Raw genomic sequence first — 24,683 nt, forward strand, 5'->3', positions numbered from 1 at the left:
CTAATCCTCCCGGGTCACGCGCAACAACTCGTCGAGGCTGGTCACGCCATCGAGCACCCGTTGTCGGCCGTCCTGGAACAGGCTGCGAGACGCCCGGCGTGTCTCTTCAAGCAATGCCCGCTCACCGGCGCCCTGATGAATCAGTGCCGCCACCGCCGGCGTGACACTCAGCAACTCGTAGATACCGATACGCCCGCGATAACCGTGCTGGCACCGTTCACAACCCACGGCCCGAAACAACGTTGTGGGGGGCGTCTCGCTGATCCCGAGACGTTCACACGTGACCGCGTCGGCGCGGTACGACGCCTTGCAATGCGGGCACAACGTGCGCAGCAGACGCTGAGCCAAAATGCCGACCAGCGACGACGCCAGCAGGTAGGCGTCCACGCCCATGTCCACCAGCCGTGTCACCGCGCCGACCGCACTGTTGGTGTGCAGCGTCGACAGCACCAGATGCCCGGTGAGGGAGGCTTGAACGGCGATTTGAGCCGTCTCGCGATCACGGATTTCGCCGACCATCACCACGTCCGGGTCCTGGCGCAGAATGGCGCGCAACCCACGAGCGAACGTCATGTCCACTTTCGGATTGACCGGCATCTGCCCCACCCCCGGCAGGTGATATTCGATGGGGTCCTCGACCGTGAGAATGTTGCGCGTCTGGTCGTTCAGGCTGCTCAGTGCAGCGTAAAGGCTGGTGGTTTTGCCGGAGCCGGTGGGGCCGGTCACCAGCAGGATGCCATGGGGCCTGGCGAGTAACTGACGCAGGGTTGCCAGAGTGTCCGCGGGCATTCCCAAACGCTGCAAATCCAGGCGTCCAGCCTGTTTATCCAGCAGGCGCAATACCACCCTTTCACCATGGGCCGACGGTAACGTGGAGACCCGCACATCGACTTCATGTCCCGCCAGGCGCAGGGCTATCCGACCATCCTGGGGAATGCGTTTTTCGGCGATGTCCAGGCGCGCCATGACCTTGACCCGCGACACCAGCAGGGTCGCCAACTCACGCCTCGGCCGGAGCATCTCGCGCAATTGCCCGTCGATGCGCATGCGCACGGCCACTGAATGCTCGAACGTTTCCAGGTGCACGTCCGAAGCGTGTTCACGCACGGCTTCGCTGAGCAACGCGTTGACCAGGCGGATAATCGGTGCATGGCCCTGCTGCTCCAGCAAGTCAGCCGTTTGCGGAACTTGATCGACCAGACTGAGCAAATCCAGTTCGTCATCCAGCCCCTGCGCAACCTGCTGCGCCGCGCTCTGGCCGTCACGGAACGCGGTGCCCAGGCGCGCAGCGAACTGATCGGCATCGAGCACCCGGATCGGCAGATCCCGAGCGCACCGGCGCCGGGCCTCAGACAGCGCCGTTAGCGGCGTATCGGCCCGCAGCATCAGACAAGGCCCGGTTTCCTCATGCGTCAGCAAGACACCAAAGCGCCGGGCGAAACCAAACGACAGCGCAGCGTTTTCTTCGCTCATGGTGTCCCCGACGCCGACTTGCGTAAATCGAACACCGGCGGCTCAACGGGCTGGTCGAACAACTGCCGGGCTTCGGCGGGCAGCAGCAACGAGTTGTTTTCGTGCGCGGCCGGCTGGCTCAATTTGCGCAGGGCGTTGTAGCGCTGCTGGCTCACATCGGCCAGGTCTTCCTTGCTGCGTACGATGGTCGGACGCAGGAACACCATCAGATTGCTTTTGGTTTGCGTGTCGCGGCTCCAGCGAAACAATGCCCCCAAATAGGGAATGTCACGCAGCAGTGGGATGCCGCTGCGCTGGGTGCGCACGCTGTCGCGGATCAGGCCGCCGATCACGATGATCTCTCCATCATCGGCGAGGATGGTGCTTTTGAGCGCTCGCTTGTTGGTGATCAGGTCGGAAGAATCGATGCCCGAGACCGAAGGCGCGATATCCGACACCTCTTGCTCCACTTCCAGGCGCAGGGTCGACCCTTCGTTGATGTACGGTTTGATCTTCAGGCTAATACCAACGTCCTTGCGCTCGACTGTGGTAAAGGGATTGTCCGCACCGCTGCTGCTGGTGGCGTAGGAACCGGTCTTGAATGGCACGTTTTGCCCAACGATGATTTCCGCCTGTTGATTGTCCAGGGTCAGCAGGCTTGGCGTGGAAAGCAGATTGCTGTGGGTACTGCTGGCCAGCGCCGAAATCAACGCGCCAAAACGGTCGGTGCCCAGTTTCAGGATCGCGCCTTCGGGCGCGACTCTTTGCCGTCGAAGGTCAGCCCGCCCACGATCGGCACATCGGTGCCAGGGAAGTTGATGAAGCCTTTGATGTCACCGGTGCTCAAGCCCCATTGCACGCCAACGGTTTCTGCGATGTCGCCGGAAATCTCGACGATGGCGGCATGGATAAGCACTTGCGCACGAGGCTGGTCCAGTTGGCGCACGATGTTTTCCAGCGTCCGGACTTGCGCCGGCTCGGCAATCACCACCAGCGCGTTCTGACTTTCGTCCGCCTTGATCATGAAGGCCGCACTGGAAGCGCTGTCCTTCACACTGCCCAGGGTCGAGGCCTGCTTGCGGCCCTGCCCCATCACTTCCAGAATTTCGGCCAGTTGCTTGGCATCGCTATGGCGCAAACGAATGACCCGCGCATTGTCCACCGAGGCTGTAGCCGGCGTGTCCAGGCCCCGTGCCAGATCGAGCAGACGCTGGCGCACTGCGGGCGGGCCGATGAAAATCAGGCGGTTGGTGCGGTGGTCGGCCAGTGCCTGGATCGCCGTGTCGGCATTACGCTTGCCCAGCGACGACTCGATGATTGTGAGCACATCAGCCGCCTGGGCATACTGCAATTGCATCACCGAATGCAGGTTGTTCTGCCCCGCATCCAGTTGACGTACGACCTTGGCGATTCGCTGCACGTTGGCTGAGGTATCGGTGACCACCAGGGCATTGGCCGACACCGATGGCCCCACATAACCGTTGGCCGAAACCAGCGGTCGTACCAGCCCGGCCAGGTCGGCGGCGTTGCTGGTGTCGAGCGCGATGACCTGGGTGACAAACTGCGACGCCGTAGCGTTTTTTGCCGTGCCTTGACTGGCGCGGGTTTTCGCTTCGGTCACCGGTGTAATGAGAATTCGGTCGCCCTCGTCGATCACGGTGAAGTTGTGGGCATCGAGTACCGAGTAAAACAGACGACGAACGCCTTCACGATCAAGCGCCTGACGAGACATGACCGTAATACGTCCCGAGACACGGGGGTCAAGCACCACCGTCGTTTGAAGAATTGCGGACATTTCTTCCACAATGTCCCGCAGCTCGGCGTTGTTCATCGCCAGTTGCCATTTTTCTTCCTCGGCTTGCAAGTCGCCGTGAAAAAGCGTGGTCGCCAAGGCAACGAGGAAAACCAGGGCACGCAACACCTGCGCGCCGTTGTAACTGTTCATCGCAGACATCACTCGGTATACGGGCGTAGATAACGCGTAGGTGTGGCGGGAGCTGGTGCTGCGCTTGGGTGGTCCAGCCGGTTGAGAAAACGCACGGTCGACGTTTGCAGCATCAAGACCTCTTCGCGCCCCTTGTTCCATAACACCGCTTTATCGGTCTCGACCCGACGCAGAATGCTGCCGCCCGGCAATCGGTCGCCGACCTGGTAAATGCGTGCGCCCTGCGCGTCGGCCAGCAATGCCTTGGACAGTCCGCTGATGACGACAAAACTGGCCAGCAGGGTCAGCGGCTCGGCACTGGGTAGCAATGAGGCTTCAGGCCTCAACCCGAATACGGAGGCGATGGCAGTGGCGTCCAGGGATGCGCGGGGCGAAGGTGTCTGCAGCGGTGCAGCGCCCTGGGACGGCGAAGCCTGGCTTTTGCGAAAGTCCTGCTCCTGCCACACCAGAAACCCTGCGTAAACGACGCAGATCATCACCAGGCAGAAGGTGAAAAATCGCCTAATCATTGAAAAGCCCTGCGAGTACGAGAGCAGCACGAGTTGCTGCGTGTGGCGGTCAAACTCAAGCGTGCGGCGGTCCAGGCACAGACCGCCGCAGGCGTTACCCAACGGCCTTAAAGTTTGTTCCAGGCCATGTGCCAGTGCGCGCCGACGCCCGGCTCAAAGCCGTTGGCGGTCGGGCTGAACTGCTTGCAGTAACCGGACTCGGGGAATGGCTTGCATTCGAAGACCTCATTGGTCTTGGGTTGCAACACCTTGGTGCCGGCGGTGTACTCGCCAAGGCCTTCGGGGAACACGAAGTCATGTTCCACGCCCGCGCCTTCACCGGTCATGAGGGTGGTCTGCGTGTCCTGGCGGGTGGTACGGCCATCAAGCGTCGTGCCGACCAGTGTCAGGGTGTGTTTGCCCGGGTTACTGCGAACGTCCATGACGAGGCTGGTCGCACCGCTTTGCACTTGCGCCGAGACCGTCCCGACCGGCTTGTTGTTCTCGTCGAACAAGGTGGCTTCAACGTTCATCTGGCGGTTGGCGATCATGCCGAAATCGACCTTGGCCAAGCCTTTGTCCAGCTCATATTCCGGACGCTGGGAAGCGACCGACATGCGCGCCGACGCGTCTTCCTTCATGTCCAGCTGAACTTCGTAGCGGGTTACACCGCTGTCTTTTTGCGCGTACAGGGTGTTGTTGCCACGCACCGGTTCGATATTGCCGCTTTCGTCGCGGATACCTGCGCGGATCAGTTTGTGGGTGCTGTTGATCTTCTCTGCGAGTTTGAATGACCAGTTGGCTGGCGCACCTTCCTCGGCAGTGTCGATGGCGATCTCCACGCTGTAATCCTGGCTTTCGCCATTGGCGGAGAAGGCGCGGGCCTTGACCTTGTCGCCCACCAGCAGGTGATTGGACGCAGCAATGCCGCCTACCGACGACCAGCCGCCCGGCAATTCAGGCTCGGCGATGATGTTCACATCAGTGGCGTTGTAGAACGCCGCGTCGGTATCGCCGACAGTCCAGATCGCCAGGATCACATGGGGGCCGGACTTGTCCGCCGGAATATTACAGTTGTGCTTGGCACCCGACACCGGCAACTGATGCCCGCCATCGACGGTGCAAAACGGGGTGCTCTCGAAGGTCGCACGCTTGAGCGATTCGTTCGGATTCCAGCCGTTACGGGTGATGAAATATTCATGCTTGGTGGCCGGGTGAGAAGCGGTGTAGCGCCACTGGAAGTCAATGTTGCGGTTCTTGATTTCATTCAGATGCCAGCGGGTAGCAGACTGGGCATCCAGCGCGGAGAACAGCGCGTGACCACCGCTCGGGATCTTGCCGTCGACGGGGCCCTGATTAGGTGCACCACCAACCCCGGCCGGAAAACCCTTGAATGTTTCGCCCACGCTTTGAGGTTCGTATTGCGCGCCACCACAATTAGTGTTCAAGCCTTTTTGGCACAGCGCCGCCCGCGAAGGCGGTGCTTCGAGATAACCATGGGCGTATGCGCCTTGGGACGCCAGCATTGCCGATAACAGGAGCATCGAGGAAGTGCATGCCGTGAATGCACCACCCCTGAAGATCATTTTTTTCATCATTGGATTCCAGACTGCTTATCGATAATCAGCGCGCCTGACGGCGCGGCTACTCGCGGTTTCGTTCGATGGAGGACCGAACGAAGGTCTGGAACCTTACCGAGATGCAAGCAACTTCTATGTAGGAGAAGTCTCTGCTTTCAAGGGGATTAATCTGCCTGATTCACTTGCCTGAATAGCGCCACAGAACAATCTTACAAACGCAAATTCAACACACTCCGCCTGTTTAACAGATGCAAAAAAGCCTGTCCGGCGTGAGCCAGGACAGGCCTTTGTGTCACGAGCAAAACTTACTCGTGATACTGCGCCGACAACTCATGGACCGCGCGCAGGAACGCGCCGGCGTGCTCCGGATCGACTTCCGGGGTGATGCCGTGGCCGAGGTTGAACACGTGGCCGCTGCCTTTGCCATAGCTGGCGAGAATGCGCCCGACTTCGGCGCGAATCGCTTCCGGCTTGGCGTAGAGCACGGTCGGGTCCATGTTGCCTTGCAGCGCGACTTTGTCACCGACGCGAGCGCGGGCGTTGCCGATGTCACAGGTCCAATCCAGGCCCAGCGCGTCGGCACCCGCATCGGCGATGCTTTCCAGCCACAGACCGCCGTTCTTGGTGAACAGGATGACCGGCACCTTGCGACCTTCGTGCTCGCGGATCAGGCCGCTGACGATTTTTTTCATGTAGGCCAGGGAAAATTCCTGGTAGGCAGCCGCCGACAGGTTGCCGCCCCAGGTGTCGAAAATCTGCACCGCTTGCGCACCGGCCTTGATCTGGCCGTTGAGGTAGCTGATGACCGACTGCGCGAGCTTGTCCAGGAGCAGGTGCATGGCTTGCGGGTTGTCGTAGAGCATGGCCTTGGTCTTGCGGAAGTCTTTCGACGAACCACCTTCGACCATGTAGGTAGCGAGGGTCCATGGGCTACCGGAAAAGCCGATCAGCGGCACACGGCCGTTCAGTTCACGGCGGATGGTGCTGACCGCGTCCATGACGTAACCGAGGTCTTTGTGCGGGTCCGGGATTGGCAAGGCCTCGATGTCGGCCATCGTGCTGATGACTTTCTTGAAGCGCGGGCCTTCGCCGGTTTCGAAATACAGGCCCTGGCCCATGGCATCCGGGATCGTCAGGATGTCGGAGAACAGGATCGCCGCGTCCAGTTGCGGGTAGCGGTCGAGCGGTTGCAGGGTGACTTCGCAAGCGAACGCCGGGTTCATGCACAGGCTCATGAAGTCGCCGGCCTTGGCACGGCTGGCGCGGTATTCAGGCAGGTAGCGACCGGCCTGACGCATCATCCACACGGGCGTGACGTCTACAGGTTGCTTGAGCAGGGCGCGAAGGAAACGGTCGTTCTTCAGGGCAGTCATGTCGGCATCCGGAAAAAAAGTGGGGGCATTTTCTCAGAGCGCGAGACAAAAGGCACGGCAAGAGCGGAGCCTTTTGTCTATAGGGGCAATTTGTCGCGGTTTCGATCCACCAAAACAACTGTAGGAGCGAGCTTGCTCGCGATAGCGGTGTATCTGTCATTGATGTATTGACTGACACACCCTCATCGCGAGCAAGCTCGCTCCTACAGGGGGTATTGCGTCATTAGACGCCCAGATAATCCAGAATCCCCTCAGCCGCATTTCGGCCTTCGAAGATCGCTGTCACTACCAGGTCGGAACCGCGCACCATGTCGCCACCGGCGAAGATCTTCGGGTTGCTGGTCTGGTGCTTGTACTGGCCTTGTTCCGGGGCCACCACGCGGCCCTGGCTGTCGGTCTGGATCTCGAACTGTTCGAACCACGGCGCCGGGCTTGGGCGGAAGCCGAAGGCGATGACCACGGCGTCGGCCGGGATGATCTCTTCGGAGCCCGGGACCGGCTCCGGGCTACGACGGCCGCGTGCATCCGGCTCGCCGAGACGGGTCTCGACCACCTTCACACCTTCGACCTTGTCTTCGCCGACGATGGCGATTGGCTGGCGGTTGTAGAGGAACTTCACGCCTTCTTCCTTGGCGTTTTTCACCTCTTTACGCGAGCCAGGCATGTTCGCTTCGTCACGACGATAGGCACAGGTCACCGACTTGGCGCCCTGGCGGATCGAGGTACGGTTGCAGTCCATCGCCGTGTCGCCGCCACCGAGTACCACGACCTTCTTGCCTTTCATGTCGACGAAATCTTCCGGCGACTTTTCAAAGCCCAGGTTGCGGTTGACGTTGGCGATCAGGAAATCCAGCGCGTCGTAAACGCCCGGCAGGTCCTCACCGGCAAACCCACCTTTCATGTAGGTGTAGGTGCCCATGCCCATGAACACGGCATCGTATTCGGCGAGCAGTTGCTCCATGGTCACGTCCTTGCCCACCTCGGTGTTGAGGCGGAATTCGATGCCCATGCCGCTGAAAACTTCGCGACGATTGCTCAGCACGGTCTTTTCCAGCTTGAACTCAGGGATGCCGAAAGTCAGCAGGCCACCGATTTCCGGGTTCTTGTCGAACACCACCGGGGTCACGCCACCACGCACCAGCACGTCGGCACAGCCCAGGCCGGCAGGTCCCGCACCAATGATCGCCACACGCTTGCCGGTCGGCTTGACCTTGGACATGTCCGGGCGCCAGCCCATGGCGAACGCGGTGTCGGTGATGTACTTCTCGACCGAGCCGATGGTTACCGCACCAAAACCGTCGTTGAGGGTGCAAGCACCTTCACACAGACGATCCTGAGGGCACACCCGGCCGCAGACCTCTGGCAGGGTGTTGGTCTGGTGCGACAGCTCGGCGGCCTGGAGGATGTTGCCCTCGGCCACCAGCTTCAGCCAGTTCGGAATGAAGTTGTGCACCGGGCACTTCCATTCGCAATACGGGTTGCCACAACCCAGGCAGCGGTGGGCCTGGTCGGCCGACTGCTGGGGCTTGAAGGGTTCGTAGATCTCCACGAACTCTTTCTTGCGTTGACGCAACAGTTTCTTCTTCGGATCTTTGCGCCCGACGTCGATGAATTGGAAGTCGTTGCTGAGACGTTCGGCCATCTTCAAAACCTCTTTACAGCAGCTCGAAGCTACAAGCTTCAAGCTGCAAGACAATCACGTGTGCAGGCATATCGCGCACTGCCGTTAACTTGCGGCTAAAAGCTTGCCGCTTGCAGCTGCGTCGTCATTGCGGACTCGCACGAGTACTGGTGAGCAGAGATTTCAAGTTCGCTGCCTTCGGTTTGACCAGCCAGAAACGACGCAAGTAATCATCGAGGTTCTCGGCGAGTTCACGACCCCACTCGCTGTCGGTCTCCTCGACGTACTCGTTCAGCACACGTTGCAGGTGGCTGCGATAGGCTTCCATCGCTTCACCGCTGATCCGCTGGATTTCCACCAGTTCGTGGTTGACCCGGTCAACGAAGGTGTTGTCCTGGTCAAGCACGTAGGCGAAACCACCGGTCATGCCAGAACCAAAGTTGTAACCGGTCTTGCCCAGGACGCAGACGAAACCACCGGTCATGTATTCGCAGCAGTGATCGCCGGTGCCTTCCACCACGGTGTGGGCACCGGAGTTGCGCACGGCGAAACGCTCGCCCGCAGTACCGGCGGCGAACAGCTTGCCGCCAGTGGCGCCGTACAGGCAGGTGTTGCCGACGATGGCACTGTCCTGGGTCTTGTAGGCGCTGCCTTTTGGCGGAACGATGACCAGCTTGCCGCCGGTCATGCCCTTGCCGACGTAGTCGTTGGCATCGCCTTCCAGGTACATGTTCAAGCCACCGGCGTTCCACACGCCAAAGCTCTGGCCGGCCGTTCCCTTGAAGCGGAAGGTGATCGGCGCGCCTGCCATGCCCTGGTTGCCGTATTGGCGTGCGATTTCCCCGGAAATCCGCGCACCGATCGAACGGTCGCAGTTGCAGATGTCCAGGGTGAACTCGCCGCCGCTCTTGTCGTTGATGGCAGACATGGCCATCTCGACCATCTTCTCGGCCAAAAGGCCCTTGTCGAATGGCGGGTTGCGATCCACACCGCAGAATTGCGGCTTGTCCGCAGGGACATGGTCGCTGCCCAGCAGCGGGGTCAGGTCCAGGTGATGCTGTTTGGCGGTCTGACCCTCGAGGACTTCCAGCAGATCGGTACGGCCGATCAACTCTTCGAGCGAACGCACGCCCAGCTTGGCCAGCCACTCACGGGTTTCTTCGGCGACGTAGGTGAAGAAATTCACCACCATGTCGACGGTGCCGATGTAGTGATCCTTGCGCAGCTTCTCGTTCTGGGTCGCAACGCCGGTGGCGCAGTTGTTCAGGTGGCAAATACGCAGGTATTTGCAGCCCAGCGCAATCATTGGCGCAGTGCCGAAGCCGAAGCTTTCCGCCCCGAGAATGGCTGCCTTGATCACGTCGAGGCCGGTCTTCAGGCCGCCGTCGGTCTGCACACGGACCTTGCCGCGCAGATCATTGCCGCGCAGGGTCTGGTGGGTTTCGGCCAGACCGAGTTCCCACGGCGCGCCCGCGTATTTGATCGAGGTCAGCGGCGAAGCACCGGTGCCACCGTCGTAGCCGGAGATGGTGATCAAGTCCGCGTAGGCCTTGGCCACACCGGCGGCGATGGTGCCAACGCCCGCTTCCGCCACCAGCTTCACGGAGACCAGCGCCTTCGGGTTGACTTGTTTCAAGTCGAAAATCAGTTGCGACAAGTCTTCGATCGAATAGATATCGTGGTGCGGTGGAGGCGAAATCAGGGTCACGCCCGGGACCGCATAACGCAGCTTGGCGATCAAACCATTGACCTTGCCGCCGGGCAACTGACCACCTTCGCCGGGCTTGGCGCCCTGGGCCACCTTGATCTGCAGCACTTCGGCGTTGACCAGGTATTCCGGAGTCACACCAAAACGACCGGTGGCGACCTGCTTGATTTTCGAACTTTTGATGGTGCCGTAGCGCGACGGATCTTCACCACCTTCGCCGGAGTTGGAACGCGCACCGAGGCGGTTCATGGCTTCGGCCAGGGCTTCGTGGGCTTCCGGCGACAGGGCGCCCAGGGAGATGCCCGCAGAGTCGAAGCGCTTGAGCACCGATTCCAGCGGCTCGATCTCGCTGATGTCCAGCGGCGTATCCAGGGTCTTGACCCGGAACAGGTCGCGGATCATCGACACCGGACGGTTGTCCACCAGCGCCGTGTATTCCTTGAACTTGCTGTAGTCGCCTTGCTGCACGGCGGCTTGCAGGGTGTTGACCACATCCGGGTTGTACGCGTGGTACTCGCCACCGTGGACGAACTTCAACAGGCCACCTTGCTGGATCGGCTTGCGCGGGCTCCAGGCTTCGACGGCCAGGGCTTTCTGTTCGGCTTCGATATCGACGAAACGCGCGCCCTTGATGCGGCTCGGCACGCCACGGAAGCTCAGGTCGCACACTTCCTCGGACAGGCCGATGGCTTCGAACAGTTGCGCGCCGCGGTACGAGGCGATGGTGGAGATACCCATCTTCGACAGGATCTTGAGCAGGCCCTTGGTGATGCCTTTGCGGTAGTTCTTGAACACCTCATAGAGGTCGCCCAGCACTTCCCCGGTACGGATCAGGTCGCCCAGCACTTCGTAAGCCAGGAACGGGTAGACCGCCGAGGCGCCGAAACCGATCAGCACGGCAAAGTGGTGCGGGTCGCGAGCGGTCGCGGTTTCCACCAGAATGTTGGAATCGCAACGCAGGCCTTTCTCGGTCAGGCGGTGATGCACCGCACCGGTCGCCAGGGACGCGTGGATCGGCAACTTGCCCGGGGCAATGTGGCGGTCGCTCAGCACGATCTGGGTGCGACCGGCACGAACGGCTTCTTCAGCCTGATCGGCCACATTGCGCACGGCCGCTTCAAGACCGACGCTCTCGTCGTAGTTGAGGTCGATGATCTGGCGCTCAAAGCCAGGACGATCGAGGTTCATCAGCGAGCGCCATTTGGCCGGGGAAATGACCGGCGAGCTGAGGATCACGCGCGAGGCATGCTCCGGCGACTCCTGGAAGATGTTGCGCTCGGCACCGAGGCAGATCTCCAGCGACATGACGATGGCTTCACGCAGCGGGTCGATCGGCGGGTTGGTGACCTGCGCGAACTGCTGGCGGAAATAGTCGTACGGCGTGCGCACGCGCTGGGACAGCACGGCCATCGGCGTATCGTCGCCCATCGAGCCCACGGCTTCGTAGCCTTGTTCGCCCAGGGGGCGCAGCACTTGGTCGCGTTCTTCGAACGTGACCTGGTACATCTTCATGTACTGCTTGAGCTGGTCGACATCATAGAAAGCCGAACCGTGATCGTTGTCTTCCATGGTCGCCTGGATGCGCAGGGCGTTCTTGCGCAGCCATTGCTTGTATGGATGACGGGACTTCAGGCGGTTGTCGATCGCATCGGTGTCCAGGATCTGCCCGGTTTCGGTGTCCACGGCGAAGATCTGGCCCGGTCCAACGCGACCTTTGGCGATCACGTCTTCAGGCTGGTAGTTCCAGACGCCGATTTCGGACGCCAGGGTGATGAAGCCGTTCTTGGTAGTGACCCAACGCGCCGGGCGCAGACCGTTACGGTCGAGCAGGCACACCGCGTAGCGACCGTCGGTCATGACCACGCCAGCCGGACCGTCCCACGGCTCCATGTGCATCGAGTTGTATTCGTAGAATGCGCGCAGGTCCGGGTCCATGGTCTCGACGTTCTGCCACGCCGGCGGAATGATCATCCGCACGCCACGGAACAGGTCGATGCCACCGGTGACCATCAACTCGAGCATGTTGTCCATGCTCGAGGAGTCGGAGCCCACACGGTTGACCAGCGGGCCGAGCTCTTCCAGATCCATCAGGTCGTTGGTGAACTTGGTGCGACGGGCCTGGGCCCAGTTGCGGTTACCGGTGATGGTGTTGATCTCGCCGTTGTGGGCGAGGAAGCGGAATGGCTGGGCCAGCGGCCATTTCGGCAGGGTGTTGGTGGAAAAGCGCTGGTGGAACACGCAAATCGAGGTTTGCAGGCGCTCATCACCCAGGTCTGGATAGAAGGCGGACAGGTCCGCCGGCATCATCAGGCCTTTGTAAATGATGGTCTTGTGGGAAAAGCTGCAGATGTAGTGATCGACGTCGGCGGCGTTGGCCACGGACGAACGACGACGGGCGCTGAACAGCTTGACCGCCATGTCCTGGTCGCTCAGGCCTTCGCCACCGATGTACACCTGTTCGATTTGTGGCAGGCGTTCGAGGGCCAGACGGCCGAGTACGCTGGTGTCGATCGGCACTTTACGCCAGCCGACCAGCGTCAGGCCTTCGGCCAGGATCTCGCGGTTCATGTTCTCGCGAGCGGCTTCGGCTTTTGCCGGGTCCTGGTTGAAGAAGACCATGCCCACCGCATATTGCTTGGGCAGTTCAACGCCGAAGGTTTCCTGGGCGATCGCACGCAGGAACACATCCGGCTTCTGAATTAGCAGACCGCAACCGTCACCGGTCTTGCCGTCGGCGTTGATCCCACCGCGGTGGGTCATGCAGGTCAGGGCCTCAATGGCCGTTTGCAAAAGGGTATGACTGGGTTCGCCCTGCATATGGGCTATCAGGCCGAAACCGCAGTTATCCTTGAATTCATCTGGTTGGTACAGACCTGCTTTCATAGACACTTTCTCACCAGGCTGCTTCTTATCGAAGCAAATTTCTTTTCAATTCAACCACTTACCGCCCGCGCCGAACGTACGCCAGCTTTGCAGGGGCAAAAGGGAGGTCATTGTACACACCGACACGAAGCCTCACAAATTTGACGACGAAATGTCGCAAATCCATGTCGCATTTGTGAAAGGTTTAAAGCGATCTGCTGTGCTAGTCAAAACTTTTTTTAATTTTGACCGCACGACTCAAAGACTACTGTGACGCAGACACCACAACGCACGCGGCCCGGAAGCCGCATGCGCTGCAGAAATTTTGAGGTGCCGGGAGAGGCGGCCTGGGTAAGGCCGCCGAATCTTCAGCGAGTTGCTGCCAGTTCCTGTTGGACGCTGGCGACAGTGCGAGGCCAAGGTTTACCAGCCTGAACCTTCGCTGGCAAGGCCTTGATGGCAGATACGGCTGCATCGCGGTTGGCGAAGTTACCGTAGGTGATCACGTAAAGCGGTTTACCGTTGAGCACCTTCTTGAAATAACGATACTCGCCGCCCTGCTCCTTGACGAAGTTTTGCGCGGTTGCTTCGGAGCTGGTACCGAGGATCTGCACCACGTAGTTGCTCGTCGGCTGGCCAGCATACCAAGTGCCACCCGCAGACTTGGCCGCGGCTGCCGGTTTCTCGGCCGGTTTGGCGGTCGCCACGGCGGCTGGCTTGGCAGGTGCTGGAGCCGGTTTAACCGCTGGCGCAGTCGGAACTGGCTTGGCCGTAGCGACCTGAGTTGGTGCAGGAAGCGGTTTGGCGGTAGGCGTCGGGGCCGGGCCAGCAGGGACGCCTTCAGGTGGCGCAGTGGTGGTTACGGTGGGCGGCGTATTGCTGGAACCTTCGACAGGCACGCCATCGTCGCCTTCGGTGATACCACCGGCTGCTTCAGCAAGCGGGCCGCGCATGACCGGTTGCGAATTGCCGACCAGCGGCAATGGCATCGGTTGCGAGTTACCGGCGAACTCCACGGCTGGCGCGCCACCGCCGTTAGGTTGCGGCGTGCCCTGCCCCAGCGGCAACTGCGCCTGTTCGTTGGCAGGGGCGCCAGTGGTCGGTGCCTTGCTGCGACCCGGCATCAACCAGGCGGCAGCCACCGCGACCACGACGACGGCGGAAATCGCCAATACGTGTTTCTTCGGCATGTTGAACCCCATACTTGGACGTTTGACCGCTGAGCGGCTGGCGATCATGGCTTCGATCATTGCATCGCGGGCGACCTGATTGATGTTGCCAGGCCAACCATCGGAGCTTTCGTGAATATCAGAGATCTGGTCGGCGGTGAAAAGTTCGATACCGCGCCCCGCCCCTTCGAGCCGTTGGTCCAGATACTCGCGGGTCTCTTCCTCGGTGTATGGCTGCAGCTCGATGACGTGAAAGCGCTCTTCCTCAAGGGTCAACGCTTCCAGCTGTGCAATCAGCGAGGATTCGCCGAACAGGAACACGTGCGGTCGCCCCTCGGGCGCTCCGGCGGCCAGCTCCATCAGGGCTTCCAGCGCAGACTCGTCGAGCTGCTCGGCGTCATCGACCAGCAAGTAGACTTCCTGCCCGGTCAGCGCGAGCTGCACGACCTGGGCCAGGATCGGCCCGATCTCCGCCTGCTCGACATTCAGCGCCTGGGCTACTTGCCGCAGTACGCCGGCCGCATCACCTGCGCCACGAGCGGAAACCACCACGCTCTGTACCGATTGTTTATTGGTACTGGCTACCAGCGCCTGTCGCAACAGGGTCTTGCCACTACCTTGTGGCCCGGTGACCACCAGCAGCAACTGGCTGTAACGGGCCAGGTGGTGTAACTGTCCCAGTACCGGCTTGCGCTGGGCCGGGAAGAATTTGAAGCCCGGTACCCGTGGTGCGAAAGGGTCGTGACTTAACTGGTAATGGCCGAGGAAAGCCTCGTCGGCATGCAAACTGGTCATCGGGATCTCATTAACCTTTAAGCTGAGCCAGGGCGCGGTAGTCCGCTCCCAGCGTGGCCTGTAGAACCTCTTTCGGATAATCGTCGGTCACTACCGCTTCGCCCATGTGGCGCAGCAGCACCAGGCGTAAACGACCGTCGATCACTTTCTTGTCAACTGCCATGTGTTCGAGAAAATCGGCTTCAGTCATCTCCTCGGGCGGAATGACTGGCAAGCCAGCGCGCTGGAACAGACGAATGCCGCGATCGCGCTCCTGTTCGGTGATCCAGCCCAGGCGTGCAGACATTTCAAGGGCCATCACGGTGCCAGCGGCCACGGCCTCACCGTGTAGCCACACACCATAGCCCATATGGGTTTCGATGGCATGGCCAAACGTGTGGCCGAGATTGAGGGTGGCACGAACGCCGTTTTCCTTTTCGTCGGCACCGACCACCGCCGCCTTGGCCGCGCAGGAACGTTCGATCGCATACGTCAGGGCGACCTGATCGAGGGCACGCAGGCGATCGACGTTTTCTTCAAGCCAGGTCAAAAACGGCTCATCACAGATCAGCCCATACTTGATGACTTCCGCCAGGCCCGCAGACAACTCCCGGACCGGCAAGGTATTGAGCGTAGTGGTATCGATCAGCACCACGTTCGGCTGATAGAAGGCGCCGACCATGTTCTTGCCCAACGGATGATTGATGCCGGTCTTGCCCCCCACCGAAGAGTCGACTTGCGACAGCAGCGTGGTCGGGATCTGGATGAAATCGACACCGCGTTGGTAACAGGCAGCCGCAAAGCCGGCCATGTCACCGATCACACCGCCGCCCAAGGCGACGACCGTGGTGCGCCGATCATGCCGCGCGGTCAACAGACCATCGAAAATCAGTTGCAGGGTTTCCCAGTTCTTGAAGGCTTCGCCGTCGGGCAACACTATGGAAACGACAGAGAACTGGGCAAGGCTGCGGGTCAGACGTTCGAGATAGAGCGGCGCAACGGTTTCGTTGGAGATGATCGCCACCTGCCGACCGCGAATATGCGGGGCCAGCAGCTCGGGTTGATCCAACAAACCTTCGCCAATATGAATCGGGTAGCTGCGCTCGCCTAGATCGACCTTGAGTGTCTGCATGTGTCCCCACAGTGAAGATGGAATCAGGCGTCCTGCCTAAGTTATTAAACGAATATCCACGGCATCTGCTGGTGTGACGCCGTTCAGTAGCCATCCGCCACAACTTGGCAGTTATGGCAGGACGCCGAGGATAGCGCATTTCGCGCCGTGCTTTAACGGGGAGGCAGCTGGTTCAGGCGCTCGAGAATGTCGAGCACCACCATCCGCGGCGGTCGCTCGTCGGTTTCCACCACCAGGTCGGCGATTTCCCGGTACAGCGGGTCGCGCAACTCTAGCAGGTCACGCAGGGTCTTGGCCGGGTCGGCAGTACGCAACAGAGGACGATTGCGATCGCGTGCAGTACGACCGACCTGTTGTTCGACCGAGGCATGCAAATAAACCACCCGACCACCGGCGTGCAATGCCCGACGATTGGCTTCGCGCATGACCGCGCCGCCCCCGGTGGCCAGCACCACGCCATCGCAATCACACAGCTCGGCAATCATCGCCTGCTCTCGATCACGGAAACCTGGTTCGCCTTCCTTATCGAAAATCCATGGGATATTCGCGCCCGTGCGCAATTCAATTTCCTTATCGGAATCTTTGAACGGCAGGCGCAGCTCTTTGGCCAGCAACCGGCCGATGGTGCTTTTTCCAGCGCCCATCGGTCCAACAAGAATCAAATTTCGCACAGAATCAATGACTCACAGCAATCGCCTGATTGTTCATGATACGCGGAGTGAGAAACACCAGCAGCTCGGATTTTTTCTCCGAAACCACATCACGCCGGAAAAGGCGGCCAAGATACGGCACATCGCCAAGAAATGGCACCTTATCTACAACCTTGCTCTGAGTATTTGAGAAAACGCCACCGATCACGATGGTCTCGCCGTCGTTGACCAGAACCTTGGCGTTGACCTCGTTTTTCTTGATGGGCGGTACATCCTGCACTTTGTTGAGGTAGTCCGGTTCGTCCTTGGTGACCTTGACCTCCATGATGATGCGATTGTCCGGCGTAATCTGCGGTGTCACTTCCAGCGACAGCGAGGCCTCTTTGAACGAGACCGAAGTCGCGCCGCTGGAGGCGGCTTCCTGGTAGGGGATCTCGGTACCCTTGAGGATTTTCGCCGTCTCCTTGTCGGACGTGACCACCTTGGGCTGCGAGACGATTTCACCGTTACCGGTTTTCTCCATGGCCGTCAGTTCGAGATCCAGCAACACATTGTCGGTGATGAACGCGATGCCGATCCCCGAGGTATTGGCCGTGGTGCCCATGTCGACGAACGGTGTGTTGGTTCCGGTGCTGCCCGGCGTACCGATGGTCGTCGATCCATTCGCGCCGTTGCTGACGCCGGACGTGTTCCAGTTGCCCTTGTTCTGGACTGAACCACCCCAGCGCACACCCAGGCTCTTGTCGTAGTCGACGTTGGCTTCGACAATCCGCGCCTCGATCATCACCTGGCGCACCGGGATATCCAGCTGCGCCACGATTCGGCGCAACTCGTCAAGGCGATCCTGGGTTTGGTAGGCAATGATATTGTTGGTCCGCTCATCGACAGTGATCGACCCGCGCTCGTCGACTTTCGCCTCGGCACTGGTCACCGATTGGAACAATTTGGCGATATCGGCCGCCTTGGCGTAATTGACCTGCAGCAGTTCCCGACGTAGCGGTGCGAGCTCGGCGATTTGCTTTTGCGACTCCAGCTCCTGGCGTTCGCGGGCGGCAATCTCATCGGCTGGCGCCACCAGCAACACGTTACCGATCTTGCGCTTGTCCAGGCCCTTGGTCTTGAGCACCAGGTCCAGCGCCTGGTCCCACGGCACATTCTGCAGGCGCAGGGTAATGCCTCCCTGCACCGTGTCGCTGGCGACCAGGTTCAGGTTGGTGAAGTCGGCAATCAGTTGCAGCACCGAGCGCACGTCGATGTCCTGGAAGTTCAGCGAGAGTTTTTCGCCGGTATAGGCAAATCGCTCGGCGTTGCGTTTTTGGAGGTCGTCGACCGTCATCGGGCGAATGCTGACGGTCAGCTTGTTATCGGTCTGATAGGTGGAATAGTCGAAAGCGCCGCTGGGCTCGATGACGATGGTGGCCCGATCACCGGTGGCGCTGGCGCTGACGAATTGCACGGGCGTGGCGAAATCCTTGACGTCCAGGCGCACCCGCAACGGTTCCGGCAGTTGGGTCCTGGGGAACCCCAGGACGATCTTTCCATCGCGCTCCTGAATGTCCGGGGCAATGGACGGGTCGGACAAGTCGATGACCACGTTGCCCTCGCCCTGGGTGCCGCGCTGGAAATCCACGCCGCGAATAGCCTTGCTCACTGGCGCATAGCTTTTGGCGGGCGCCGCCGAGGCCGTGGCCGCACGCGAGGGCTTGGCGGCGGGAGAGGACGCCTGGGCACTGGGACCACGGCCGACCACCACAAACACCTGATTGCCTTCGACCCTCGCGGTGTACGGGGTCAACTGCGTGAGATTGATGATCAGCCGCGTACGCCCCTTGGCCTCCACCACCGTGGCGCTGCGGGCATTGCCACCGCCCAGGTCGTGGGTTTTTCTCGCCAACTGATTGGCCACGCCGGGCAGGTCCAGTGCAATCCGGGCCGGTTGTTCGGTCGTGTAACCCTGGGGCTGAGGAGGGGTGCCATCGAACGACAATTTCAACTCGATGCGGTCACCGGGCAACGCCGCGACATCCAGCGCCTTGAGGTTGGCCGCCAGTACCATCGGTGACATCAACGCTATCCATAGCGAAATTCCGAAGGTTGCGAAAATCCTGTTCATTATCCGAGTTCCACTATGAGTGCTCTTTCAAAGGGATGGTCCGCGGCCGCTCCAGCCAGGTGCCCTGGCCATCGGGAACGATTTCGACCACATCGACTTGGGAGGCGCTGATGGCGACAATCCGCCCGTCGTTGCGCCCCAGGTAATCGCCGACTTTCAGCCGATGCACACCACCCGCTCCACGCAAAAGCGCGAATGAGCCCGCGGCATTGGAGATTGTGCCGACCATTTCAAACTGCTCGATGTTGAAGCCTTCGAGGTACTGCTTCACCCGATTGGGGTCGGGTTTGACGTTGCGCGAGCCGAGCTTCTGGCCCGCTGGATCGACTTTGACCTGTCGGGAAAACGGGCTGCGCAGGTTCGCCGCGTCATAAGTGAACGTGGGGTATGACCGGAACGTCGGGGTTGGTTCAATCTTGCCCGGCGCACGCAGACGCATTTCATTCATGTAGGCGTCCAGGTCGTGGAAGTCATTGCCGTTGCCACACCCGGCCAGGACAGCCATCGCTGCGATCACTACCCCTGTACGAATCGGGCTCATTTTTGCGGCCCCTTATCGTTGTAGCGGTAGGTCTTGGCCAGAATGCTCATGCGTAGTTTCGGACCGCCCTCGGGGTTGACGGGAGCGATGTCGAAGTCGTGCAGGGTGACGATTCGTGGCAATCCGGCGACGCCGCTGACGAAGGTGGCAAGGTCGTGATAGGCGCCCGTGACGGTGATCTGGATCGGCAACTCGATATAGAACTGTTGGGTGACCTCGGGCAGCAGCTTGATTTCCTCGAACTCCAGGCCACTGCCCAGACCGGTCCGGGTGATGTCCTCCAGCAGGCCCGGTACTTCGGTGTCGCTGGGCAATTGACGCAACAGCACGCCGAAGGAATTTTCCATTTCCTTCATCTGCTGGATATACAACTCCAGGTTCGCCGACATGTGCACTTTGTTGGCGAATTGTTCCCTTAGCGTCGTCTCCTCCTGACGCTTGAGCTGGAGCTGGTTTTCAAGGTCGCTCACGGAAAAGTTGTAGCCCAACGCGAGCACCATGAGCGCCAGCAGGATCCCGACCACCGCCTTGATGGCGGGGGGCCAGGACCCCATGTTGCTGGTATCCAGGTCATTGATGTCAATCTTGCGCAACCCTTCAAGCCATTCAGCCGGCCTCATTGAACGGCCTCCTCGGCAGCTGGCCGGGTCTGGCGAACGGTCAACTGGAAGACGTTGGCCTGGTCCGGCTGGCCAGCAGTGGCTGCCTTGACCTCCGTCAGCGTGGGCGCGTCGAACCAGTCCGATGCATCCAGGTTACGCATCAGGTCAGACACGCGATTGTTCGATTCAGCCGCGCCGACAATGGAGAGGGTCTTGTCCTCCATCTTCACCTCGGTGAAATACACCCCGTCCGGCAGGGTTCGCGCCAACTGGTCAAAAATACGCCCGCTGATGGAACGATTGCCCTGCAGGTCCTGGATGATGCGCATCCGTTCGACCAGTTGCTGACGCCGGGCCTTGAGGTCGCTGATCTGCTTGATCCGCTCATCGACTGCGACAATTTGCTCGCTGATGTAGTTGTTCCTCGTGACCTGGCGGTCAATGGCGCCACTGATTGCCTGTCCGGCAATCAACACCGCACCGATCGACCCCACCAGTACACCGGCCAATGCCAGCAGGAAACGCTTGCGGCGGTGCTCGCGCAGCTCTTCGCGCCAGGGTAAAAGGTTGATCCGCGCCATCAGTCGAAACTCCTGAGGGCCAGACCGCAGGCGATCATCAACGCCGGCGCATCGCTGGCCAGGGCTCCGGCATTGACCTTGCTGCTCAGGGCCATGTCCGAGAAAGGGTTGGCTACCTGAGTTGGCGTGCCCAGTCGCTGCTCGATCAGGCGATCCAGCCCGGGGACTGAAGCGGTGCCGCCGGCCAGAAGGATGTAGTCCACTGCGTTGTACTGGCCAGAGGCGAAGAAAAACTGCAACGAACGCGATACCTGCTGCACCAGCGCATCGCGGAATGGCTGCAGGACTTCACTCACGTAATCGTCGGGCAAGCCGCCCTGTTTCTTGGCCAGCCCCGCCTGTTCGAACGTCAGGCCGTAACGGCGCTGGATTTCTTCCGTCAATTGGCGCCCGCCGAATAATTGCTCGCGGGTATAGATGATGCGGCCGTTGTGCAGCACGCTGAGGGTGGTCATGGTGGCGCCGATGTCGACCACGGCGACCGTCAGTTGCGCCTGGGAGGCAGCCAATTGGCTGGCCATCAAACCGAATGAACGCTCCAGTGCATACGCCTCGACATCGACCACACGGGCAGTCAGCCCCGCCAGTGCAAGGGCAGCCTCGCGGACTTCGACGTTTTCCTTGCGACAGGCTGCCAGCAGCACATTAACCCGTTCGGGGTTACGCGCCGATGCGCCCTGGACTTCGAAATCGATGGCGACTTCGTCCAGCGGATAAGGAATGTACTGGTCGGCCTCGATCTTGAGCTGGTTTTCCATCTCGTCGTCGGAAAGACCGGCATCCATCTCGATGGTCTTGGTGATCACCGCCGACCCGGCCACCGCCACCGCCACGCTCTTCAGTCCGGTTCTGGCCTTGAGCAACACGCGCGTCAGTGCCTGGCCCACGCCCTCGAGCTCGGCGATATTCTTCTCGACCACCGCACTGGCGGGCAACGGCTCGACCGCATAGGCCTCGACGCGGTAGCGCTCGCCCTGGCGGCTTAACTCCAGAAGTTTCACCGACGTGGAACTGATGTCGATCCCCAGCAGCAGATTGGCTTTTTTATTGAAGAGTCCTGGCACTACCAATTCCCTATGACTTTCCGTGAGTTACGGACTCTGTAATGTCCATTGCGTTCCATCCATCCGTCTCGCCCGCAGTGCGAATGACGCCCCCGATGGAAAAATGCTTATAATGCCCAACGTTTTTCTCCGCTTTTTTCGTTAAGCGCGGGTCGTTCTCCTCGTTATCTGAACCCTGATGCCTCAATCATTTTTTGCCCTGGATATCTCAAAGCCTTGATTCGTCTGCTGAAATTTATCGGTTGGTCCATCGTCGCCGTTTTCTGCGGACTGCTTCTGGGTCTGAGTGGCGCATTTCTTTACCTTAGCCCCGGATTGCCGTCTGTGGAGGCGTTGAGAAGCATTCAGTTGCAGATTCCTCTTCGGGTCTACAGCAGCGATAACAAGTTGATCGCAGAATTTGGCGAAATGCGCCGCACGCCGATCCGTTTCGCCGACATTCCGCCCAATTTCATTAATGCGCTGTTGAGCGCCGAAGATGACAATTTTGCCAACCACTATGGTGTCGACCCAAGCAGCCTGATGCGCGCCGCGACCCAATTGGTCAAAAGCGGTCACATTCAATCCGGCGGCAGCACCATCACCATGCAGGTGGCGAAGAACTTCTTCCTGACCAGCGAGCGCAGCTTTTCGCGAAAAACCACGGAAATCCTGCTCGCCCTGCAAATCGAACGTCAGCTGACCAAGGACGAAATCCTCGAGCTGTACGTCAACAAAATCTACCTGGGTAACCGTGCCTACGGCATCGAGGCGGCGGCACAGGTGTATTACGGCAAGTCGATTCGCGACATCAGCCTGGCGCAGATGGCGATGATTGCCGGCCTGCCGAAGGCCCCATCGCGCTTCAACCCGCTGGCCAATCCGGCGCGCAGCAAGGAGCGTCGTGACTGGATCCTGGGGCGCATGTACAAGCTCGGGAAAATCAGCGAGAGCGACTACACCGCCGCGATCAACGAGCCTTTGAACGCCAGTTATCACGTGCCGACGCCGGAAGTGAACGCCCCTTACATCGCTGAAATGGCCCGCGCCGAAATGGTCGGTCGCTACGGCAGCGACGCCTATACCGAAGGTTTCCGCGTCACCACCACCGTGCCCAGCAACTTGCAGGAAATGGCCAACAACGCGCTGCACGAAGGCTTGATGACCTATGACCAACGTCACGGTTATCGCGGCCCTGAATCGCGCTTGCCGGGCAAGACTCGCGAAGCCTGGGCCACCGAATTGACCAAGCAGCGCACGATCAGCAGCCTCGAGCCCGCCATCGTGACCCAGGTCGACAAGACCGGCCTGCAAGTGTTGACCCGTAGCGGCAGCGAGCACGTGGGCTGGGACACCATGAAGTGGGCGCGGCCATTCCTCAACACCAACAGCATGGGCGCCAACCCCAAGCAGCCAGCGGACGTGGCCCAGGTCGGCGATTTGATTCGCGTGCAGCGCCAGGCGGACAACTCGCTCAAATTCAGCCAGATCCCGCAGGCGCAGGGCGCACTGGTGTCCCTCGACCCGCAGAACGGCGCGATTCGTTCGCTGGTCGGCGGCTTCGCCTTCGAACAGAGCAACTACAACCGCGCCATGCAGGCCAAGCGCCAGCCGGGCTCGAGCTTCAAGCCATTCGTTTACAGCGCGGCACTGGATAACGGCTACACCGCCGCCAGTCTCGTGAACGATGCGCCCATCGTGTTCGTCGACGAATACCTGGACAAAGTCTGGCGCCCCAAGAACGACACCAACACCTTCCTCGGCCCGATCCGCCTGCGTGAAGCGCTGTACAAGTCGCGCAACCTGGTGTCGATCCGCCTGCTGCAGGCGCTGGGTGTTGATCGCACCATCGACTACATCAGCAAGTTCGGCTTCAACAAGCAGGACCTGCCACGCAATCTGTCCCTGGCGCTGGGCACGGCGACGCTGACCCCAATGGAAATCGCCACCGGCTGGAGCACCTTTGCCAACGGCGGCTACAAGATCACGCCGTTCATTATCGACAAAATCGAAAGCCGCAATGGCGACGTCCTGTTCGTTGCCAATCCGCCGAGCGTCCCCAAAGGCGAAGCCGCCTCGGATGGCATTGCAGCACCGGCCACGCAGGCCTTCACGGTCAACGCCACGCCCGGCGAAGCCGAAGGTCAACCCGCCCCGCAGGTACCAGCCGTGGCCGAGCGCATCGTCGATGGCCGAACCACCTACATCCTCAACAGCATGCTCCAGGACGTGATCAAGCTGGGCACCGGCCGCCGCGCGCTGGCCATGGGTCGCTCCGATATCGCGGGCAAGACAGGGACCACCAACGAATCCAAGGACGCCTGGTTCTCGGGCTACAACGCGGACTACGTGACGACGGTGTGGACCGGTTTCGACCAGCCGGAAAGCCTTGGCAAGCGTGAATTCGGCGGCACCGTCGCCCTGCCGATCTGGATGAACTACATGTCCGCCGCACTCAAGGACAAGCCGCCGCACACACAACCAGAGCCTGAAGGCATCCTCAGCCTGCGAGTCGACCCGATCAGCGGCCGTGCGGCCACGCCAAGCACGCCAGGGGCGTATTTCGAGCTGTTCAAGGCCGAAGACACACCACCGTCGGTCAACGAGCTGGGTAACGGCACAGCCCCTGGCAGCCCGCTGCCGGCGGACGAGGCGGCGCCGATCGATTTGTTCTGATTGCTGCTGCGATAGAAAGCCCTGGCTCGGTTTGAGTCGGGGCTTTTTTGTTTCTATCGGCGCGCAATGGTTGTGAACGAAGACATCTGGCACTCGATGCGCTGCGATGACCGGCACCCGTATCCCCCTGTAGGAGCGAGTTTGCTCCGGGCGGCGTTCCGACGATGGTCGTCAACGATGACGTTGGGCAACTGACACCCCGCGGTGCCTGAGCGTCCATCGCAAGCCTTCGGACGTCGACCGGCTGCGCCTACAGAAAAGCCACGTTTTCAGAGGCTTGCAAAAATCTGAAAACTTCCTACAGACCTGGCATCACAACATTTGGACGCTTCCTACGCGTGCACCAGAATCGTCCTATTTCCACAATTTTCAG

General features: G+C 60.4%; 15 protein-coding genes and 1 pseudogene. 1 reads left to right on the top strand and 15 read right to left on the bottom strand.

The window, feature by feature from the left end:
* From gspE to AB4N64_RS23030, 15 genes and pseudogenes are all read right to left on the bottom strand, one after another.
* A complete protein-coding gene (gene gspE, locus AB4N64_RS22960) occupies positions 1-1,473 on the bottom strand; it encodes a type II secretion system ATPase GspE (protein WP_460118791.1) in 1,473 nt (490 codons plus the stop codon).
* Positions 1,470-3,397 (bottom strand): annotated as a pseudogene (gene gspD, locus AB4N64_RS22965) (type II secretion system secretin GspD). Before gspD ends, gspE begins: the two are co-directional and overlap by 4 nt.
* Positions 3,398-3,405: 8 nt before the next feature.
* Positions 3,406-3,906 (bottom strand): type II secretion system protein N, encoded by a 501-nt coding sequence (locus AB4N64_RS22970; protein ID WP_460118793.1) that lies wholly within the window; start codon positions 3,904-3,906, stop codon positions 3,406-3,408.
* Between the two features lie 107 nt (positions 3,907-4,013).
* Positions 4,014-5,480: an N-acetylglucosamine-binding protein GbpA gene (gbpA, locus tag AB4N64_RS22975; protein WP_460118795.1), complete on the bottom strand. Its 1,467-nt coding sequence runs from the start codon at positions 5,478-5,480 to the stop codon at positions 4,014-4,016.
* 290 nt (positions 5,481-5,770) lie between these two features.
* Complete coding sequence (gene hemE, locus AB4N64_RS22980; protein ID WP_460118797.1) at positions 5,771-6,838, bottom strand: uroporphyrinogen decarboxylase; 1,068 nt, start codon at positions 6,836-6,838, stop codon at positions 5,771-5,773.
* Positions 6,839-7,061: 223 nt separating this feature from the next.
* Positions 7,062-8,480: an FAD-dependent oxidoreductase gene (locus tag AB4N64_RS22985; RefSeq protein ID WP_460118799.1), complete on the bottom strand. Its 1,419-nt coding sequence runs from the start codon at positions 8,478-8,480 to the stop codon at positions 7,062-7,064.
* A 124-nt stretch (positions 8,481-8,604) separates the two neighbouring features.
* Positions 8,605-13,050: a glutamate synthase large subunit gene (gene gltB / locus AB4N64_RS22990; RefSeq protein WP_460118801.1), complete on the bottom strand. Its 4,446-nt coding sequence runs from the start codon at positions 13,048-13,050 to the stop codon at positions 8,605-8,607.
* Between the two features lie 347 nt (positions 13,051-13,397).
* On the bottom strand, positions 13,398-14,993 hold the full coding sequence (locus tag AB4N64_RS22995) for an AAA family ATPase (RefSeq protein ID WP_460118803.1): 1,596 nt from the start codon (positions 14,991-14,993) through the stop codon (positions 13,398-13,400).
* Between the two features lie 10 nt (positions 14,994-15,003).
* On the bottom strand, positions 15,004-16,104 hold the full coding sequence (aroB, locus tag AB4N64_RS23000) for a 3-dehydroquinate synthase (protein ID WP_460118805.1): 1,101 nt from the start codon (positions 16,102-16,104) through the stop codon (positions 15,004-15,006).
* A 152-nt stretch (positions 16,105-16,256) separates the two neighbouring features.
* On the bottom strand, positions 16,257-16,775 hold the full coding sequence (aroK, locus tag AB4N64_RS23005; protein ID WP_460118807.1) for a shikimate kinase AroK: 519 nt from the start codon (positions 16,773-16,775) through the stop codon (positions 16,257-16,259).
* 4 nt (positions 16,776-16,779) lie between these two features.
* Entirely contained in the window at positions 16,780-18,867 is a 2,088-nt protein-coding gene (gene pilQ, locus AB4N64_RS23010) for a type IV pilus secretin PilQ (protein WP_460118809.1), read from the bottom strand.
* A gap of 13 nt (positions 18,868-18,880) precedes the next feature.
* Complete coding sequence (locus AB4N64_RS23015) at positions 18,881-19,408, bottom strand: pilus assembly protein PilP (RefSeq protein ID WP_460118810.1); 528 nt, start codon at positions 19,406-19,408, stop codon at positions 18,881-18,883.
* Positions 19,405-20,028, bottom strand: coding sequence for a type 4a pilus biogenesis protein PilO (gene pilO, locus AB4N64_RS23020; protein ID WP_460118812.1), 624 nt, complete (start codon positions 20,026-20,028; stop codon positions 19,405-19,407). Before pilO ends, AB4N64_RS23015 begins: the two co-directional genes overlap by 4 nt.
* A complete protein-coding gene (locus AB4N64_RS23025) occupies positions 20,025-20,591 on the bottom strand; it encodes a PilN domain-containing protein (RefSeq protein WP_460118814.1) in 567 nt (188 codons plus the stop codon). Before AB4N64_RS23025 ends, pilO begins: the two co-directional genes overlap by 4 nt.
* Complete coding sequence (locus tag AB4N64_RS23030; RefSeq protein ID WP_460118816.1) at positions 20,591-21,655, bottom strand: pilus assembly protein PilM; 1,065 nt, start codon at positions 21,653-21,655, stop codon at positions 20,591-20,593. The genes AB4N64_RS23025 and AB4N64_RS23030 overlap by 1 nt, the downstream gene beginning before the upstream one ends.
* A gap of 216 nt (positions 21,656-21,871) precedes the next feature.
* Between AB4N64_RS23030 and AB4N64_RS23035 the strand changes: the two genes are divergently transcribed.
* The gene (locus AB4N64_RS23035; RefSeq protein WP_460118818.1) at positions 21,872-24,310 is read left to right on the top strand and encodes a penicillin-binding protein 1A; all 2,439 of its coding nucleotides are present in this window, start codon (positions 21,872-21,874) and stop codon (positions 24,308-24,310) included.
* The last annotated feature ends 373 nt before the right edge of the window (positions 24,311-24,683 follow it).

The organism is Pseudomonas sp. S2_C03 (assembly GCF_054668405.1).

Excerpts from the sequence above, each read along its gene's own strand:
- gspE (WP_460118791.1), bottom strand. The coding sequence starts at position 1,473 with ATGAGCGAAGAAAACGCTGCGCTGTCGTTTGGTTTCGCCCGGCGCTTT.
- AB4N64_RS22970 (WP_460118793.1), bottom strand. The coding sequence starts at position 3,906 with ATGATTAGGCGATTTTTCACCTTCTGCCTGGTGATGATCTGCGTCGTT.
- gltB (WP_460118801.1), bottom strand. The coding sequence starts at position 13,050 with ATGAAAGCAGGTCTGTACCAACCAGATGAATTCAAGGATAACTGCGGT.
- hemE (WP_460118797.1), bottom strand. The coding sequence starts at position 6,838 with ATGACTGCCCTGAAGAACGACCGTTTCCTTCGCGCCCTGCTCAAGCAA.
- gbpA (WP_460118795.1), bottom strand. The coding sequence starts at position 5,480 with ATGAAAAAAATGATCTTCAGGGGTGGTGCATTCACGGCATGCACTTCC.
- AB4N64_RS23015 (WP_460118810.1), bottom strand. The coding sequence starts at position 19,408 with ATGAGCCCGATTCGTACAGGGGTAGTGATCGCAGCGATGGCTGTCCTG.
- pilO (WP_460118812.1), bottom strand. The coding sequence starts at position 20,028 with ATGAGGCCGGCTGAATGGCTTGAAGGGTTGCGCAAGATTGACATCAAT.
- AB4N64_RS23025 (WP_460118814.1), bottom strand. The coding sequence starts at position 20,591 with ATGGCGCGGATCAACCTTTTACCCTGGCGCGAAGAGCTGCGCGAGCAC.
- pilQ (WP_460118809.1), bottom strand. The coding sequence starts at position 18,867 with ATGAACAGGATTTTCGCAACCTTCGGAATTTCGCTATGGATAGCGTTG.
- AB4N64_RS22995 (WP_460118803.1), bottom strand. The coding sequence starts at position 14,993 with ATGACCAGTTTGCATGCCGACGAGGCTTTCCTCGGCCATTACCAGTTA.
- AB4N64_RS22985 (WP_460118799.1), bottom strand. The coding sequence starts at position 8,480 with ATGGCCGAACGTCTCAGCAACGACTTCCAATTCATCGACGTCGGGCGC.
- aroB (WP_460118805.1), bottom strand. The coding sequence starts at position 16,104 with ATGCAGACACTCAAGGTCGATCTAGGCGAGCGCAGCTACCCGATTCAT.